Genomic DNA, 17,885 nt, shown 5'->3' with positions numbered 1-17,885 from the left:
CTCTATGCGCGCTAGTCCTCTCCTCTATTTCGCAGTGACATTAGTTCTGAATCTCCCATTGTGTTCCCAGGTTCGCGATCGGGATCCGCTTACTGAAAAGGAAGTCGATCAACTTCGGGAGACTGCCATTGAACCGGAAAAACGCCTCAAGTTGATGGTCGATTTCACAAAGGCGCGGATAGTCGCCGTTGAGCAGTTACGTTCCGATCCCAAACTGAACAAAGGCCGAGGCCAGAAGATTCATGATCTCCTCGAGGATATCGCGACACTTGTGGATGAAGTTGACGACAACGTAGAGAACTACAACGAGCGCAACGCTGATCTGCGGAAACCTTTGAAACAGGTTGTCGAGATGGACAGCGATTTCCAGACTAAGCTGCGTGAATTGAAGGCTGCGTCGGAGAACTCGAAGAACGTGGATGAAGCTGCTGATTACAAATTTGCCCTTGAGGACGCCATCGACTCCGTAAATCGCAGCGCTGACAGCACACGCAAACTTCTGGAAGAACAAAACGCTAAATTTGCGAAGAAGAAAAAAACGTGAGCTTTATGCTTGATGGTAGAGACGCAGCATGCTGCGTCTCTACTTGCCGCGCGGCGTGCTAAATTCGATTTAGGTGACCCCGAAGCTCAAGGACATTTTTTCCCAGGCGTACCGTGAATTACGTCCACGGGCGCCATTTCCTGAGTTTCGCGTGCAATTCTTTCCTTTTTCCAACATCAACAACACTATTCGGCTGCGGCAAGGAAGAGTCCTGGTACGGATCTCCGATTTGCTGTCCGGCGCTCCCAAGGACGTACTTCATGCCATTGCGCACATTCTACTCGCCAAGCTCTACCGAAAAGAGATTCAGAGGCGGCATGCCACACGATATCGTCGATACCTGGGACGCAGAGATGTCTCTGGTAAAGCGCATTTACTGCGGCAGCAACGCGGGCGGAAGATCCTGCTATCTCCTCAAGGTCAGCACTATAACCTCGAAGCAGTCTTCGAGGATTTGAATCGGCGCTTTTTTTACGGGCTACTTGCGCGGCCGCTCATGACATGGAGTCGCTATGCATCGCGCCAGAGCCTCGGCCACTACGATCCTGCTCACAACACGATTGTCATCAGCCGCGTCTTCGACAGAGCGGATATGCCCCGGTATGCGGTTGAATACCTTGTGTATCACGAGATGCTTCACCTGAAACATCCTGTGAAGCTGAACGGCAGCCGGAGGTGTGTTCATCCCAAAGCGTTCCAGGATGAGGAAAAACTGTTTCCAGAACTCGAAAAAGCAAAGGAGCTACTGAAACGCCTGTGAACGGAGCGCCGGGGTGCGCCGTCCAGAATGTCATGCTTTTCCGCTGCTATACTGAATCGTTTCACGGGAACAATCTGCAGTGAAAAGAGGTTGTCAAGATGTCCTCCCCTGCTCTTGAATATGCCCGGCAGAACCAGCCGCGGTTTCTTGCAGAGCTCAAAGATCTCCTTCGTATCCCTAGTGTCAGCACGCTTCCTCAGCACAAGAGCGATATCGAACGCGCAGCCGATTTCCTTGCAGCTCAAATGCGCAGCATCGGCCTCGAACATGTCGAAGTCATCAAGACCGCCGGCCATCCTCTCGTCTATGCCGACTGGCTACACGCCACTGGCAAGCCCACTGCGCTTTGCTATGGACATTACGACGTTCAGCCTCCTGATCCGCTGAACGAGTGGACCACTCCGCCGTTTGAGCCGACCGAGCGCAATCAGAACCTTTATGCACGTGGCGCAGTGGACGACAAAGGTCAGATGTTCATGCATCTAAAAGCGCTCGAATCGCTCATGAAGAGCGGGGCCGGTAAGCTCCCGATCAATGTCCGCCTGCTGCTTGAAGGCGAAGAAGAAGTTGGGGGAGAGGCGATCGCAAAATATATACAAGAAAATCCGCAGAAGCTCAAAGCCGATTTTGCCCTGGTTTCTGATACGGAGATGTACGCTCCCAATCTGCCCACGCTCTGTGTAGGACTGCGTGGCCTGGTTTACACCGAAGTCGAAGCTCGCGGAGCGAAAGTCGATCTGCACTCCGGAATGTACGGCGGTGCGGCTCCAAACCCATTTGTTGCGCTGGCACAGATCGTTGCAAAATTGAAAGACGAGAATGGCCGCATTTTCGTTCCGGGATTCTACGATCGCGTTACGACACCTTCAGCAGACGAGCTGCGCAGTTGGAAATCGCTTCCGTTTGATGAGAAGGAATATCTGGAACAGGAAGTTGGAAGTACCGAACTCACAGGGGAGCCAGGATATTCCGTAGCCGAGCGAACCTGGGCCCGCCCAACGCTCGATGTTCACGGCATGCCTGGCGGCTTCATCGGTGCCGGAGCCAAAACTGTGATTCCTGCAAAAGCATCTGCGAAAATTTCGATGCGTCTCGTCCCAAATCAGAATCCTGACGAGATCTTCAAGCGATTCTCCAACTACGTGAAATCAATTACCCCTCGCGGTATTCAGATCAATATTCGCCAAATCAGCGGCGCTGATCCGATGCTCATCCGCACCGACAACCATTATGTGCAGGCGGCAAAGGATGCCATGAAAGAAGTTTTCGGCAAAGACACGGTCTTCATTCGCAGTGGCGGCTCGATTCCCGTGGTGGCGGATTTCGAGAAGCATCTCGGCATTCCATCAGTCATGATGGGATTCGGATTGCCGGACGACAATCTCCACGCCCCCAATGAGAAATTCCACATTCCCAACTTTTATCGCGGGATCGAATCGATAATTCGTTTTTTCCAGCTCCTAAGCTCCTAAGCTTGTTATTTTCTTGCTCTTTGGATCTCGCGCTCGCATTGATGGGGAGAGCTTCCCGCGAACGCCAAACGCCCTAGGATTCCAGCACTCCAAAAATCGCCGCAACCGCTCAGGAGCTGAGCAGCTTAGAAGCTGCTTTGTGCTAACATCCCCTTCTTAGCAATCTTCGCTGGGAGGCACGCAGGTTATGGCAGACAACGACAATAGCAGCATTGGATGGTTCCTCGCCGGATTGGGTCTTGGCGCACTCGTTGGGGTCCTCTACGCTCCGAAATCCGGAAAAGAGACTCGCGATACGATCCTGCAATCGGCTAATGAAGGCCGCGAATACCTCAACAATCGCACGCAGGAATTTAGAGGTCAGGTGAACCAGTACGTCCAAAAGGGAAAAGACACCATCAGCCGCTCCAAAGACCAGATCACCTCAGCGGTGGAAGCCGGTCGTCAGGCATATCGCGACGCAGTCGAGCCCAAGGCCTAAGAACAGCTACTCCGGTCCATCGCCCCGAACGATGGACCGAGAGCATGCCCATGAACTCCAACCTCCTGACCGCCTTCATTGCGATCACGTCTCTGGCCATCGTGCTGCAGATGCTGATTCTGCTTGGCATTTATCTCACGATGCGCCGAACTACGTCGCAAGTGCATGACATTGCAATGGATTTTCAGCGGCGCACTACACCATTGATCGAGAACGCTCGCGACCTCCTCGCCGATGCCACTCCCAAAGTGAAGGAGATCACTTCGAACCTCTCCGAAGCTTCCGCGACACTGAAGAAGCAGGCGGTCACGTTGGGTGATACCGCCATCGAGATGGCTATTCGGACTAAGAACAAGGTCGTAGCAGCAGATGAGATTCTTACACGAACACTCGAGCGGGTGGAGAAGACTACGGGAGCAGTGCAGAACTCAGTACTGTTTCCCGTTCGTCGTGTGAACGGCATTCTTCAGGCTATCAGCGTGGGCGTTGGAGCTTTCCTGAATCAGAAGCGAGAGGTTCGTGAAGAGCGGAAGCGCAGTACGAATGACGAAGGAATGTTCGTTTAAATCCGCTCAGCAGATCCAGCCGCCGCCGATCACAAGATTGTCGTCGTAAAAGACAACCGCCTGTCCCGGAGTAATAGCTCTTTGCGGTTCGTCAAAAGTGACCGCCGCGCGGTTTCCGTCCATTCTGACCTCCGCTTCTGCCGGCTCGTGACGATGGCGAATTTTGGCCTTCAAGCGGATGCAACCCTCAAGAGTGTCGAAGGCAATCCAATTCAAGCGATGAGCGCGCAGAGTTCGCGAGCGCAGATCGTGGTCTCCTCCGACAATGACTTGTTGCTTGTCCCCGCGCAGCTCGATCACATAAAGCGGCGACCCGGTTGCGACGCCCAAGCCCTTGCGCTGTCCTACCGTGAAGTTGTGGATGCCAGCGTGGGTACCGATCACTTCGCCGGATATCGTCACCAATTCGCCTGAGGTATCCGGCAGCTCCTCGCCTTGCTCGTGGAGGTAAGCGTCGATAAATCGCTTGTAGTCACCGCCCGGAATAAAGCAAATCTCCTGCGAGTCGGGCTTCTCGGCAAGCGCCAGACCATGTTGGTGGGCCAGGTCGCGAACTTCCGGCTTCGACATGTTTCCTAACGGGAAAAGCGTGCGGCTGAGCTGGTCTTGCGTCAGTCCAAAGAGGAAATAACTCTGATCCTTGCTTAAGTCTCGACCGCGCAGCAGAAGCCATCGGCCGCGCTCTGCGGAATATTCAACGCGCGCATAATGTCCAGTCGCAAGCAAGTCGGCACCAATTTGCTGGGCCGTAATAAGGAGCTCGTCAAACTTCAAGTGATTGTTGCAGAGACTGCACGGAATCGGAGTACGGCCAGAGAGATATTCGTCAACAAACGGACGAACGACGTCGCGCTCGAACCGCTCCTGATGGTTCACTACATAGTACGGAATACCAAGATGCTCGGCTACATGGCGAGCGTCGTAAACGTCCTCGATTGAGCAGCATCGGCCTTGCACATCCTCCGGCATCCCCACACGTCCAGCGAGTCTTCGCTGATTCCAGAGCTGCATCGTCAGGCCGACCACTGGATGCCCATCAGAGCGCAGCATGGCTGCCACTGTGGACGAATCCACGCCTCCGGACATAGCTACGGCGATGGTTGGCTTAGACATACAGCTGGATGCAGTCACAACGGGCAAGCCAGAAGGCTCAAGGGAAGGACTGTCTGCTTATTATATGAGATTGCGATACGTATAAAGGGATGCAGGCATGCTGCGTCTCCACTCGTGGCTACGCGCTCTTTCTCTTCCGTACGGCCTTCTTTGAAGGCTGCGGTTCGTCGCTAATACGAACCTGATTCTCACGCTGATAATCGATAGCACGCTGCGGCCCCTTTTTCTTGCCTTCCATCTGTGCGAGGCTCTGTTTGAGCGCGTCCATCAGATCGACTACCGGCGCTGCCTTCTTCGGCTTCTCCACTCCCACCACGTGCTTGCCTTCGAGGTGCGCCTTGATCAGTTCTTTCACATTCGCTTCGAAGGTATCGTAGTACTTCTTCGGCTCCCAGTCTGCGGCGAGCGCATTCACAAGTTGATGCGCGACCTTTAACTCTGAGTCCTTGATCTCGACGTCGCTTTTGCCGAAATCCTCAATGTGACGAATTTCGTCCTGATAATACATGGTGTGCAGCATCATGCCGCCATTATGCGGACGCAAAAATACTGTGTACTCGCGGTTGTGCATTGCGAGCTTTGCGATCGCCACATGCTTGCTGTCCTCGAGAGCCTTCTGCAGCAGCGCATATGGCCGCTTGCCCGCTTCTTCAGGCATTAGGTAATAGGAAGACTCAAAGTAAATGGGATCGATATCGTCGGCCTTCACAAATTCCAGGATCTCCATGGCTTTTGCCGTTTTAGGCTCGATCTTCTTCAGCTCTTCCGGCTCGATAATCACGTATTCGCCCTTGCGGAACTCATAGCCCTTCACGATCTCGTCTCGGCCGATCACTTTGTCCTCCTCTGGACAGACGAGCTGCTGCTTCACTCGAACATGATCGTCACGATGAAGCATATGAAAGGAAACATGATTGGAGCGCGCGCCAGAAAACAGGCGCACTGGCATCGAAATGAGGCCAAATGTCAGATATCCAGTCCAAACCGAAGCAGCCATAGTTATTCCTTAAGTGTCGTCCAGGCCCAATAGCGTAGGAGCGTAATTCTACCTTTAGAACGCGTAAATTCAAGATTACAAACGGTCCAGTTTGTTACGATGCAGATACCCCCACCAGATGCCGTCCTCACTGCCGCCATCTATGGACGCAGTTCCTCACGCCTCGACGCCAACTCGCACTAGCAGCGCCCGCTTTTGGATCCTGTTTGCATTAGGATTACTCGCCTTATTCAGTGCGATTGCGGTGAAAATTCCCTTTTGCGCGCGACTGCTACCAGCTCTCATGATCACTCTAGCTTTTGCAGTGGTCGCGAGAGTCCTTGCCAGTGTTACAGGCAGCGGCGCAGCAGCAGGCTTTCTTGTCACCTCCATGCTGTTAGTGACTTCAGGGCCAGCGATGTTCGTTGCCGCTCTGTTGGTATTTGTCCTCACGTTGCTAGCCACAAAATTCGGGAAAAAGCGTAAGCAGTCTCTGAGGATCGCGGAGCGTTCTGGCGGGCGCGATGGCGCGCAGGTAATGGCGAACGTTGGGATATCCGCGATATTCGCAGTTTTATCTGCAATTACGTCTCGTCGTTTGCCGCTGCTGGTCGGCAGCCTTGCTGCCCTTGCGGAGGCAGCCTGCGACACGGTTTCGAGTGAAACCGGCAAAGCCTTGGCGTTGCAAGCACGACTTGTAACTTCGGGCAGGCTCGTTCCCGCTGGAACCGATGGAGCTATAAGCATTCCGGGTACCCTCCTAGGAGTCGGGGCAGCGGCGCTGGTGGCCCTTGAAGCGATGATCGCGGGCTTGATCGATCTTCGACGCGCCCTCATCGTGGCGGCAGCCGGAACACTCGGAATGTTTCTCGACAGTCTGCTTGGCGCCACCTTGGAGCGGCGTGGCCGATTCACCAACAATGCAGTCAACTTTGTATCGACACTCGCGGCCGCTTTGCTGGCAACCACTCTGACGTGGTAAATCATTACAAAACTTTCTCCATCAACCGGAGCCACAAGTCCAACAACTCATGAAAACTAAACTTCTGCTGATTCTCTTCTTCGGAATCTTCACCGCTTCAGCCTTCTCTCAACAGTACGACATGCTCATTCGCAACGGCAAAATCGTCGATGGCAGCGGCAATCCATGGTTTTACGGAGATCTTGGAATTATCGGTGATCGCATCGCCTTCGTTGGACACGCCGCTCCCGAGGTAAAAGCCAAGCGCACGGTTGATGCTAGTGGCCTGATTGTTGCTCCAGGATTCATCGACATGCTTGGGCAATCCGAGGAGAATCTGCTGATCGACAAACGAGCGATCAGCAAGCTTACGCAGGGCATTACGACGGAGATCACGGGTGAAGGTGAGTCCGTTGCTCCATTTGTGAAGTTTGACTTGGCCGAGCGAAAAGATTATTTCGAGCATTTTCATTTGACCGTCGACTGGGACAGCCTTGATCAATACTTCAATCGGCTTGCCAAGCAGCACGCGGCGATTAATCTGGCGACCTATGTTGGGGCAGGTCAAGTACGCAAGAAGGTGTTGGGCATGGTCAATCGCGCACCCACAGCTGACGAATTGAAGGACATGGAAGAGTTTGTCGGCGATGCCATGCTTGATGGAGCCATGGGAATTTCCACCGCATTGATCTATGCGCCTTCGAGCTATGCGCAAACAGACGAGCTGATTGCGCTCGCGAAAGTGGCTTCTAAGTACGGGGGCATCTACGCGACGCATATGCGCAACGAGGGCGACGAGGAAATGCTGGCCCTCGATGAAGCATTCCGGATCTCCCGTGAGGCAAGTATCCCGGTTGAAATTTTCCACTTGAAGGTCTCGGGAAAACAAAACTGGGGAAAGATGCAACAAGTCATCTCCAAAATTGAGGATGCGCGCGCGCATGGGATAGACGTAACGGCAGATCAGTATCCCTATGTCGCCTCGGCCACATCGTTGGGTGCCCTCATTCCGCCGAAATATCACGAAGGCGGATCGAACGCGCTGGTTGCGCGACTGAAAGATCCAAAGACGAAAGAAGCTATCCGCCAGGAACTCGAGAGCGGCAAGGGTTACGAGAACATGTGGCGTGGAGTCGGCGGGCCCGAAGGTGTAATGCTGGTTTCCACGATCGTTCCCGAACTGAAACAGTATGAGGGGCGCACCGTCGCCGATGTAGCTCGCATGCAGCGCAAAGGGCCGTTCGACACGGTCTGCGATCTTCTGATTCAGAGCAAAGATGGGATCGTCGCAGCCTACTTCAGCATGCAGGAGAACGATGTTCGTCTCGCCATGCAACAGCCATGGCTAAGTGTGGGCACCGACTATGGCGCCGTCGCTCCTGACGGACTTCTCGGAGAGTCGAAATCGCATCCGCGCGCGTACGGAAGCTTCACTCGCATTCTGGGAAAATATGTTCGCGAGGAGCATCTCCTTCGACTGGAAGATGCGATCCGCAAATTCACTTGTCTTCCCGCGCAACGCGTGCGTCTCGACCATCGTGGACTCTTGCGCGAGGACTACTTTGCCGATATCACCATTTTCGATCCGGCGAAGGTCCTTGACGTGGGTACGTTCGAATCGCCGAATCGCCCCAGTGTGGGAATCGAGTATGTGTTCGTAAATGGGACCCTCGCACTTGAGCATGAGAAGGCCACTGGTCAGTATGGCGGACGTCCGCTTCGCGGACCTGCCTATCAGGCCAGAGGCATCGCCCCGGAAGGACTTGCGCCGCGTGGAAGCGTTCGAGGTTTCGTGAGCGACACCGAGGGCTGGCCGCTGCCTCGGACCAAGGTTGTACTGACCGACGCGTCGGGAACAGACGTCGGAAGTACGATCTCCGGACGAGAAGGCAAATACGAGATCCCCCTGCAGCAGCCCTGTGAGAATTGCTCACTGATGGCTTCTCGCCCCGGATTTGCCGCGCAGAAGCGTAGTTTGACCTACAACGGATCGAATCCTCTGTGGTTCGGATTTGCCTTGGAGCGCACCCATTAGAACCAATATTCCTCGTCTGATCACACGATTTTTTAACCTGAGCTGCTGCAAACACCGGTTGGCTGCATGCATCTGATGAGTAGCGTCACTCGCCTGCAACTCTGTGCACCGGATTTGCGTAATAGATCATCAGAGTAGTAGTTCATGAATTTCAGATTGTTAAAGATCCAAGCTTCCGTAGTCGCCGCGACTCTCTCCATCGCCATACTGCTGTTTGCAGCACAGAAACACACCATTGGAACCGGACCGCAGTTTCGGGCAGTGGTTGACTTGACCGCCTCGACAACTCTGAAGGTGGACCTGAGCTCAACCCGAAACACCATTCTTGTAGCTCCGGCCAAGATCGGCGGCGTATGGACTGTGGATACTCTTCCGGCGTCACGGCTGGTCGCCCCACTCGCAGTAATCGAAGCACAGCACAAGAGTTTTCCCGATTCGGAATCGCTGGTCACCATGAACGACGTGGCTGATTATGAACGCGATCACGGAGCTGTCCCGCAAGGAGCGATCGTCCTGCTAACGTCGAAGAAACAACAGACACCTCAGTTCAGTAATGATGCGCTGCACTTTCTCGTCGAAGCGCGGAATATCGTCGCCATAGGAAACGCCGGTACATCGGTCGCGCCAAGTACACAAAATGCTTATCTCGCCACAAAAGGCATTTACGAGCTGGAAAATGTGGCCAATCTCTCGCTGGTTCCACAGTCCGGAGTTATCGCGATCGCCGCCCCGGAGAAGATCAACGGCGCTGGCGAAGGACCTGTCCGGCTGATGGCGCTAGTGAGATAGCTCTTCACTCCCTATTCGCGACTAAAAGCCTAACTTCCACGCCGTGTAACTCATCACTTCTCGCAACTTAACCTTGGTCCGCTGCCAATGACCGGTTAGACGGGAGTCCGGCCGCGGCGATGCATAGGCAATCACGCCTTCACTTTCTAACATTCGCTTCACTCGGAACATGTGATAACCATCACTCACGGCCAAACACGTGTGCAGTCGGTTCGTTCGGAAGATGTTGGCGATGCGCGACGCCGATTCGCTCGTGTCAGCACTTTGTGTTTCCGCGATCACCGCTCCGTCCGGTACGCCTCGGGAGACAAGGTAGTCTCTTCCAACGCCTCCCTCAGTGAAATTGGGATCATCAGCCGCGCCTCCGCTGGTAATGATCAGTGGAGCAAATCCACTCTTGAACAACGTGTATGCATGATCCAGCCGAGCGCGATAGATCGGCGAGGGATGCCCCGCGTACTCGGCTGCGCCAAATACAACAATGGCATCGGCGTGCTGCGATTCATCCCGGCTCGCCTGCCGACTGACGAGCCAAAAAATCGCTGAGACCCAAGCCAGAGCCGCAGCTGCAATCGCCGCGAACATAGCCAACCAAATTCGAGGCCTACGAGTGCTCGACATCAATGCCAGAGGATTTGTGAAATCTCTTCTGCAGGAACCGCGCCTTCACGGATAATCTGCCATTGCGTCGGATCGCCGCTCAAATCGACGATCGTCGTTGGCGTATCGCGCTCCGTGGGTCCGCCGTTCACGATGATCGAAATGCGGTCACCCATCTGATCACGGACGCACTCCGCAGTCGTGCATTCTGATGCCCCGAGCAGATTGGCTGAAGTCGCCGTAATGGGAAATCCAATCTCCCGGATAATGGCCACCGGAATCGCAGCCGAAGGCACGCGCAGGGCTACGTTTCCCGTATTGGCAGTAACTTTCAGCGGCAAACGCGAGCTCGCCTTCACGATCATCGTTAGAGGTCCGGGCCAGTACCTATCAGCGAGTTCATGAAACACCTCGGGAACATTCCGCGAAAGTTCCTCTGCCTGATCAACGCTCTCCACCAGCAACGACAGCGGCTTGTGGCGCGAGCGGCTCTTGATCTCGTAAATCCGCTCCACCGCGCGCAGGTTCACCGGATCGGCGGCGAGGCCATAAAAGGTGTCGGTTGGCATGCCCAATACTTGTCCCTGGCGAATGCGCTCCGCAGCGTAACTTACAAGCTTTTGTTCCGGCTGGCTGCTGTTGATCTTCAGGAGTTCTGCCGGCAAAGGCGTCCTCTGGTGAGCGAAGTGTGAAACGCGAAGGCTAAGCATAAATCATCATTGCAAGAGCGTCATCCGCACCGATCGTTTAAGGTCACGGAATACAATTGCCTCAGCGTATGCGTACACTTACGTCAACCCGGCTGCGCCCCATAACCAGCGCCCAGAATGCTCTCGTGAAAGAGCTGCGCCAGGCCTTCAGCCAAGGCCAGGCCATTAATGGACTTTGCGCGGTCGAAGGCATTCGGTTGATTGAAGAGGCGATCCGCAGCCGGCTCAAGATCCAGACATTGTTCATCCGTGAATCCGCGAAGCCGAAAGCGCAGCGAGTCCTCGACCAGCTCTCAAAGCATGCCGATGCTCTTCTCCTCCCGGATCGCGTCTTCGACAACGCGGTCCTCACCGAACATCCCCAAGGCTTGGCCGCGCTGGTGCAGGTATCCGAATACTCTTTGCAATCTCTATTTGCAGGGCAGTCCACGCTCCTGGTCGTTGCAGCGGCTATTCAGGATCCCGGCAATTTCGGAACCCTTGTCCGTTCCGCCGAAGCCTTCGGAGCCAGCGGCGTCATCGGGATCGCAGAAACTGTGAACCATTGGAATCCGAAGACGGTAAGAGCCTCCGCCGGATCGGTGTTCCGATTGCCTGTACTCAAGACAAGCGCTCCGGAATTGCTAGCTGAGCTTCGCAGTCGACAGATACGGGCTCTAGCTTTAGTGGCTCCGCACAATGACGGCAACTCCGGTGACGGCAGGAGCCCGCGCTCACCACTTCGGCTCCGGGATGCGGATCTCGCGAGCCCCTGCGCTCTCTTTATCGGCAACGAAGGGGCTGGGATCCCTAGAGAACTGTTCGCACAAATGGACCAATTTGTCGCAATTCCTCAAGCACGAGTCGAGTCTCTGAACGCTGGGGTTGCCGCCTCAATCGCTCTCTACGAAGCTCAAAGTCAGCGGAGCGCCGTGCGATGAGCCTCTTCTCCTCCCTTCCAGATCGGGAAACCGCGCGATCTGCTTCCACTCCGCTCGCCCAGCGCATGCGTCCCCGAGCTCTCGATGAAGTCGTAGGACAGGAGCATTTGCTCGCGCCGGGCAAGCCGCTCCGTTTGCAGATCGAGCGAGACGATCCGGGTTCCATCATCTTCTGGGGTCCTCCCGGAGTGGGAAAGACAACTCTTGCGCAAATCATCGCCCGAGTCACGAAAGCTGATTTCATCGAATTCTCCGCCGTTCTGAGCGGAATCAAAGAGATCAAGCAGGTCATGGCCGACGCCGCCAAAGCCCGCGACTTTGGCACTCGAACGATCGTATTTGTCGATGAAATTCATCGCTTCAACAAAGCCCAACAAGACGCCTTTCTTCCCCACGTCGAAAAGGGCAACATCCGCCTGATCGGCGCAACCACAGAGAATCCTTCATTCGAAATCATCTCGGCACTGCTCTCGCGCACGCGCGTTTATGTTCTGAAGCCGCTCATCGACGAGCACATCATCACGCTGCTGCGTCGCGCACTCACCGACAACGAGCGCGGGCTCGGGGAAATGGGAGTAACCATCGCCGATGATGCTCTAGCCAGAATCGCTGCCTACTCCAGTGGAGACGCCCGCTCCGCCTACAACGTGCTCGAAATCGCCGCGAAGCTCGCCCAAGAGCGAGCCAAAACGGGAGAGCCGGCAACGATTACTTCGGACCTTGTTGCCGACGCTCTGCAGAAGCGCATTTTGCTTTACGACAAGTCCGGCGAAGAGCACTACAACCTGATCTCTGCCCTGCACAAAAGCGTCCGCAACAGCGATGTGGACGCATCGCTATACTGGCTCGGACGCATGCTCGCGTCCGGCGAAGATCCGCTCTACATCGCACGGCGAGTTGTCCGCATGGCAGTCGAAGACATCGGCCTCGCTTCGCCCCAGGCTCTCAGCATTACCCTTGCGGCTCGCGATGCGTATGACTTTCTCGGCACTCCCGAAGGCGAACTCGCGCTGGCGCAAGCCGTGGCCTATCTTGCGTTGGCGCCAAAATCGAACGCAATCTACACCGCGTTTGGAGCGGTTCAGGAAGATGTTGAGAAAACCGCCGCCGATTCTGTACCCCTGCATTTACGCAACGCTCCGACCGGACTCATGAAAGCCTTCGGTTATGGCAAAGGCTATCAGTACGCCCATGACCTCGAATCCAAGGTCGCCGACATGCAATGCCTACCCGACAATCTTCGCGACCGCAGCTACTTCCATCCGACGGATGAAGGCTTCGAGCACGAATTGCGGAAACGGATGGAAGAGATTGTTCGCGCGAGACAGCGAACTAAGCAGGATTCAGAGCGGGAATAAAAATTCGCGAAACTTGGCTAGGTTTTCGGCTGTCAGCTGTCGGCCTGTAACCGTTCTGGTCGCGAATCGAACAGGTTGCTGGCCGAACCCTGATAGGCGAACGCCGAAAACTTGCCTCATTTCACCCGATCACCCGATATCCTTCACCTCTAGCTGCCAAAACAAAAAAGAAAACATGTCCGTCAGCTCATCTATTTGTTTCGAGACTGGTTTCCCCGCTCCATGCCCCGCCTTCAGATCGAGCCGCAGCAAGATTGGACGTTCCGCGCTTTGGCCATTCGAAGCCTGCGTCTGCAGCAGCGCCGTCATCTTCTTCGCATGCATCGGATCCACACGTGTATCGGTGTCGGCCGTCATGAACAATACGGCCGGATATTGAATTCCGGCCTTCACGCGGTGATATGGCGAATACGTGTAAAGCCACCGGAACTGCTGAGGATCTTCTGCCGATCCATACTCCGGAATCCACAGTTTCGCGATCTGGAAATTCTGGTACCGCAGCATGTCAAGCAAAGGAACCTGGCAGATCACAGCGCGAAACAGATCTGGACGCTGCGTAAGAGCGGCGCCTACCAGCAAGCCGCCGTTGCTGCCACCCTGAATCGCCAGCCGCTGCGAATTCGTGTATTTTTCCGCGATCAAATACTCGGCAGCGGCGATGAAGTCATCAAAGACATTCTGTTTGCGCTCGCGCATGCCCGCTCGGTGCCACTCTTCGCCATATTCGGAGCCGCCGCGAATGTTGGCCAAGGCGAAGACGCCTCCGTGCTCCAGCCACAGGTACACCGAGGCGCGAAACGTCGGCGAGTTGCTGACGTTGAAACCTCCGTATCCGCTGAGCCACGTCGGGTTCTTACCGTCGAGTTTCGCATGGGGGCCGTGAACGATGAACATCGGAATCTGGGTTCCGTCCCTGGAGGAATAGAAAACCTGGGTGACGACGTATTGCTGACAATCAATCGCTGCACGCAACGATTCCCATAATGAGACCTCTGCTGACGATGATTTCATGTCAACGCGGTACACAGTTGTAGGCACGGTAAACGACTGAAAATCGAAAAAGGCTTCATCGCTGTCGTAGTTCCCGCCCACTCCACCGAGCGAGCCCAATCCAGGCATCGCCACGTCCGCCAAATGCTTTCCCTCGAGATCAAATACTTTGATCTCTGCCGTCACGTCAATTTCGTAATTGACCAGCAGTTTCCCGCCAATCACGTGAGCGCCTTGAAGAACGGCATCGCGTGGGCCAGGGCTTTGCGGAATAATCTCGCGCCAATGCTCTCGCGCCGGTCTGCTGGCATCGGCTTTGAATAAGCGAAAGCGAGGAGCGTCTTCATTGCTGGTCAGGTAAATCGATCCGCGATAGATGTCGCCTCCGTAAAGAAACTCCTTGCCTTCTGTAATCTCAAGCGGAGCAGCATCAGCTCGCAGATCCTGTAGAAACAAGTTCACTCGCGTCCAGCCCTGGCTCACTGAGATAAGCAGCCAGCAATCATCGTCAGAGATGGTGACGTTAGGCCACGCCTGCGGATCCTTGTCATAGAAGAAGACCAGCCTGTCTTGCGAGCCGTCGCCTGGATCCCTCAAAGAGTGATAGAAAACCTTGCGGTGGTAAACCTCCTCGCCCGCTGGAACCTCTCCCGCCTTGGGATAACGCGTGTAGAAGAATCCAGAGTTATCGTGCTTCCAGGCAACGCTCGCGGCTCGCGTGCGCTGGATCTTCAAGGGCATCAGATTTGCGGTAGCCGTTTCAATTACCTGCAGATCACTGATCTCGGATCCATTCTCTGATGTTCCGAAGCAGACATACTTCCCATCGTGAGTCGGATACCACCAGTCCAACGCTGTTGTTCCAGACGCGCTCAAGGTATTCACGTCCACCAAGGCCCGATCAGCGCCCTTCAGCCCTTCGCGAACGTACAACACGGCCTGGTTCTGTCTGCCAACACGCTTTGTATGGAAGTAGTAGTTCCCCCCAATCTGTGGCGCCCCAAGCACACCGATGCTGAGCAGTTGTTCCAGACGCGCGTGGATCGCGTCGCGCCCAGCAAACGGATCGAGCAGGCTGCGAGTCCACGCGTCCTGCTCCTGGACAAACCGCTGTGTCTCAGGATCGTTCGCATCTTCCAAATACCGGAACTCATCCCGAATCGTGAACCCATGCAGGGTTTCCTCGACGACCTGTTTCGCGGTCGCGGGAGGTTTCATCACCTGAGATATCGAATGCATATCCTCAGATTAGCAAGCGAGCCGCCTGAGCCAGTGGCGCCATATCGCCATCCACGGCGCGGTGGACCCTCGAGCAACGGACTGGCTCAATTTCCTGCGAAATTCACTGCTGCTTCAGGAACAGCGAATTTATCAGCGAATTTATCAGCGAATTTTTTTGTGTGACTCAGAAGAACGCCGGACAATTCTGAACAAGAGCCATGCAGACATAGACTTAGATGGAGTGACGCGTCAGCTCGCACAAAAACAACAGTGAAAAACAGTGTATTAGCAGTGAATTTCGAAAATTTCGTCCGTTGCTCGCACCTTCCCGATTCCGATCTCGAACACTCAGGCCACATCAGCCCGAACAAATTTCGATTGACCCGCTTTCCGGAAGTTTGGTAGCACCGAACTAGTTCGGTGATGAGAGACGCTAATAGAAATCAAAAAACAGAACCACACACTCACCCGGCGAACGGTTGACGCCAAACACACAAGTGACCCCTAGCCATCAGCTATGCTATAAAAGAAAGACAACTTAACCAGCGGATCGCCGTCCTGGCGACCCGCAAACCATACTCCTCAGTAGCTCAATGGCAGAGCATCCGGCTGTTAACCGGAGGGTTGTAGGTTCGAGTCCTACCTGAGGAGCCATAAGATTCAAAAAGATACGGCCACTCGCGATGAGTGGCCGCTTCGGATTTGTCCGTATTTTGTCCGTGTTCACGGACGCTTACCTTCCATAGAGAACCCTACTGAGTGCGCCTAGCTATGGTTGCAACCTTTCCTGCCCCTGCTGTTGGGCACGGCGGTAGCTTTCGGCGAGGCGCAAGGCTTCACGCTGTTGCTCGGCGGTGACGATCGCGTATCGACGAAACATCGAATCGGTTTTGTGTCCGATGATCTTCATTGCGACCGCCTGAGGCACGCCGGCAGCTAGTAGGGTTCGGGATGCGCAGCGGCGAAGATCATGAAACAGGCGGCCAGGGACATTGACAAGCAGGATAGTCACGCGCTCAGTTTGGGTGAACGGCAGCTTGTCAATGATGAATCGCTCATTGCTGTCTTGGAGCGATCATGGAGGTTGAGCCGCTCCTCTCATGCGGTTCTAACGGCAGTAACTGAGGCTTGAGTCTAACCGTTTCACGGCTACTTGAATTCAACCCAGGCAACGCTGTCGACCTCTACTGGTCGACCATTCAGCACGTACGGTTTGTAGCGCCAATCGCGCATGGCCTCAATTGCGGATTGCGTGAGGGCAGGGTTGCCTTCAAGCACATAGATCCGCTTGACCGCCCCGTCTGTACCGACTACTAGGCTTACGATGACACCGCCTCGCACGCGCTCGCGGCGAGCGCTGTCTGGATAATTCGGCTCGAGCCATTTTGTCTGATTTGAATACAGAACGCCGGATGATATTCGGACCCTTCTTGAAACAGAGTTGGCTTCAGACCCCACGTCGTTAGCGGAAGATTCCGACCAATCTGGGATGAACCTGATGCCGCGAGAGGTCTTGATGGCATTATGAAGCCAATCTTCAGATGTCCCGAAATAGAAGAGACGAAGGACGTAGCCATGAGACGCGCAAACGAGCACTGCTAATTCCCTCATGCTAGTGTTGTCGTTTGTTCTAAAGTTGGCCTGCAACCAGGTCCTGCCTGGGGTCTCCGCTGTAGTTTGCTCGCCAACTCTGACCCACCCTTTGAGCGGCCTAGATTGTTCGATAGCGTCAACATACTCAGAGAGATCCAAGCTCCCCGTTTGGACTGCGATCTTCTCAGCACTCAAAGTCATAGTCGCCGTAGGCGACTGTAGAGGACCCGTCTGCGCATTGAGCAAGCTCACCAGCTCACTACTCTGTGAGTCGACTTGCTCAACAACCCAATCTGCTGGGAATTGATAAGTGAACATCAACTGCTCGTTCGTATAAGACTTTCCAGAAAGAAAGCCTTGAGTACCTGAGGCTGATAACCTCTGAAATCCAGTGATGGTGATGAAAAGCAGAACGAGGGAAAGCAACTGCATAGGATTTCCTCACTCAGAACGACCTAAAGCGTATCGAAATTCAAAAGGCGATGACTAGTATGACTTATTCGTACGCGATCGCATCGATATTTAGTACCTGCTCCGGCGCAGAAGACTCGGAAAGGATATTCATGTTGCTGGCTCAGAGACGACGACCTGGACCGCGTCCGCATCGTTGGTCGGGAGTCGATTCTGCGTGATTTCAAAGTAGATCCGCTTCTCGACGCCACAGGAGCGAGAATGAAGTGGGCGGGCAGAATTGCCCCTCAGGCCTTACGGTAGTTCTTCTTTCAAACGCACACTGCTGCTGCATAACTGCTCATTGCACGAAATCGATTTTGTTTTTCCTATACTTCGAGCTTCT

At 54.6% G+C, this 17,885-nt stretch carries 17 protein-coding genes and 1 tRNA gene; 11 read left to right on the top strand and 7 right to left on the bottom strand.

Annotation, left to right across the window (positions count from 1 at the left end; genetic code table 11):
• Positions 1 to 4 precede the first annotated feature (4 nt).
• The 5 genes from DMG62_10225 to DMG62_10205 all read left to right on the top strand — a co-directional run bounded on the left by DMG62_10225 (position 5) and on the right by DMG62_10205 (position 3,823).
• On the top strand, positions 5 to 544 hold the full coding sequence (locus DMG62_10225; protein PYY23026.1) for a hypothetical protein: 540 nt from the start codon (positions 5 to 7) through the stop codon (positions 542 to 544).
• Positions 545 to 617: 73 nt separating this feature from the next.
• The gene (locus DMG62_10220) at positions 618 to 1,304 is read left to right on the top strand and encodes a hypothetical protein (GenBank protein ID PYY23025.1); all 687 of its coding nucleotides are present in this window, start codon (positions 618 to 620) and stop codon (positions 1,302 to 1,304) included.
• Between the two features lie 98 nt (positions 1,305 to 1,402).
• Complete coding sequence (locus tag DMG62_10215; protein PYY23024.1) at positions 1,403 to 2,776, top strand: dipeptidase; 1,374 nt, start codon at positions 1,403 to 1,405, stop codon at positions 2,774 to 2,776.
• A 187-nt stretch (positions 2,777 to 2,963) separates the two neighbouring features.
• Positions 2,964 to 3,257 carry a hypothetical protein gene (locus DMG62_10210; GenBank protein ID PYY23023.1) on the top strand — a complete coding sequence of 98 codons (294 nt, stop codon included), beginning with the start codon at positions 2,964 to 2,966 and terminating at the stop codon, positions 3,255 to 3,257.
• A gap of 50 nt (positions 3,258 to 3,307) precedes the next feature.
• Complete coding sequence (locus DMG62_10205) at positions 3,308 to 3,823, top strand: hypothetical protein (GenBank protein ID PYY23022.1); 516 nt, start codon at positions 3,308 to 3,310, stop codon at positions 3,821 to 3,823.
• Positions 3,824 to 3,829: 6 nt separating this feature from the next.
• Here DMG62_10205 and DMG62_10200 read toward each other — a convergent pair whose 3' ends face one another.
• Positions 3,830 to 4,936 (bottom strand): tRNA 2-thiouridine(34) synthase MnmA, encoded by a 1,107-nt coding sequence (locus DMG62_10200; GenBank protein ID PYY23021.1) that lies wholly within the window; start codon positions 4,934 to 4,936, stop codon positions 3,830 to 3,832.
• A 118-nt stretch (positions 4,937 to 5,054) separates the two neighbouring features.
• Positions 5,055 to 5,933, bottom strand: coding sequence for a Ku protein (locus DMG62_10195; GenBank protein ID PYY23020.1), 879 nt, complete (start codon positions 5,931 to 5,933; stop codon positions 5,055 to 5,057).
• 118 nt (positions 5,934 to 6,051) lie between these two features.
• On the opposite strand from DMG62_10195, the gene DMG62_10190 reads away from it, so the two are divergent.
• The 3 genes from DMG62_10190 to DMG62_10180 all read left to right on the top strand — a co-directional run bounded on the left by DMG62_10190 (position 6,052) and on the right by DMG62_10180 (position 9,697).
• Positions 6,052 to 6,894 (top strand): hypothetical protein, encoded by an 843-nt coding sequence (locus DMG62_10190; GenBank protein PYY23019.1) that lies wholly within the window; start codon positions 6,052 to 6,054, stop codon positions 6,892 to 6,894.
• Positions 6,895 to 6,943: 49 nt separating this feature from the next.
• A complete protein-coding gene (locus DMG62_10185; protein PYY23018.1) occupies positions 6,944 to 8,908 on the top strand; it encodes a dihydroorotase in 1,965 nt (654 codons plus the stop codon).
• A gap of 144 nt (positions 8,909 to 9,052) precedes the next feature.
• Positions 9,053 to 9,697 (top strand): hypothetical protein, encoded by a 645-nt coding sequence (locus tag DMG62_10180; protein ID PYY23017.1) that lies wholly within the window; start codon positions 9,053 to 9,055, stop codon positions 9,695 to 9,697.
• 21 nt (positions 9,698 to 9,718) lie between these two features.
• Here DMG62_10180 and DMG62_10175 read toward each other — a convergent pair whose 3' ends face one another.
• Both DMG62_10175 and DMG62_10170 read right to left on the bottom strand, forming a co-directional pair.
• Positions 9,719 to 10,318: a YdcF family protein gene (locus DMG62_10175; GenBank protein ID PYY23016.1), complete on the bottom strand. Its 600-nt coding sequence runs from the start codon at positions 10,316 to 10,318 to the stop codon at positions 9,719 to 9,721.
• On the bottom strand, positions 10,318 to 10,962 hold the full coding sequence (locus DMG62_10170; GenBank protein PYY23015.1) for a threonylcarbamoyl-AMP synthase: 645 nt from the start codon (positions 10,960 to 10,962) through the stop codon (positions 10,318 to 10,320). Before DMG62_10170 ends, DMG62_10175 begins: the two co-directional genes overlap by 1 nt.
• 113 nt (positions 10,963 to 11,075) lie before the next feature.
• Between DMG62_10170 and DMG62_10165 the strand changes: the two genes are divergently transcribed.
• Positions 11,076 to 11,927 carry an RNA methyltransferase gene (locus DMG62_10165; GenBank protein ID PYY23014.1) on the top strand — a complete coding sequence of 284 codons (852 nt, stop codon included), beginning with the start codon at positions 11,076 to 11,078 and terminating at the stop codon, positions 11,925 to 11,927.
• Positions 11,924 to 13,285, top strand: a complete 1,362-nt coding sequence (locus tag DMG62_10160) for an AAA family ATPase (protein ID PYY23013.1) — start codon at positions 11,924 to 11,926, stop codon at positions 13,283 to 13,285. The genes DMG62_10165 and DMG62_10160 overlap by 4 nt, the downstream gene beginning before the upstream one ends.
• Before the next feature lie 129 nt (positions 13,286 to 13,414).
• Here the strand turns inward: DMG62_10160 and DMG62_10155 are convergent, their stop codons facing one another.
• A complete protein-coding gene (locus DMG62_10155; GenBank protein PYY23012.1) occupies positions 13,415 to 15,514 on the bottom strand; it encodes a S9 family peptidase in 2,100 nt (699 codons plus the stop codon).
• Positions 15,515 to 16,075: 561 nt separating this feature from the next.
• Between DMG62_10155 and DMG62_10150 the strand changes: the two genes are divergently transcribed.
• Positions 16,076 to 16,150 (top strand) — tRNA-Asn (locus DMG62_10150).
• 115 nt (positions 16,151 to 16,265) lie between these two features.
• Here DMG62_10150 and DMG62_10145 read toward each other — a convergent pair.
• Positions 16,266 to 16,544, bottom strand: a complete 279-nt coding sequence (locus tag DMG62_10145; GenBank protein ID PYY23011.1) for a hypothetical protein — start codon at positions 16,542 to 16,544, stop codon at positions 16,266 to 16,268.
• 101 nt (positions 16,545 to 16,645) lie between these two features.
• On the bottom strand, positions 16,646 to 17,521 hold the full coding sequence (locus tag DMG62_10140) for a hypothetical protein (protein PYY23010.1): 876 nt from the start codon (positions 17,519 to 17,521) through the stop codon (positions 16,646 to 16,648).
• Between the last annotated feature and the right edge of the window lie 364 nt (positions 17,522 to 17,885).

Source organism: Acidobacteriota bacterium, assembly GCA_003225175.1.
In the GTDB taxonomy this organism is placed as follows: domain Bacteria; phylum Acidobacteriota; class Terriglobia; order Terriglobales; family Acidobacteriaceae; genus Gp1-AA112.
This window is presented reverse-complemented; position numbering and strand designations above follow the sequence as displayed.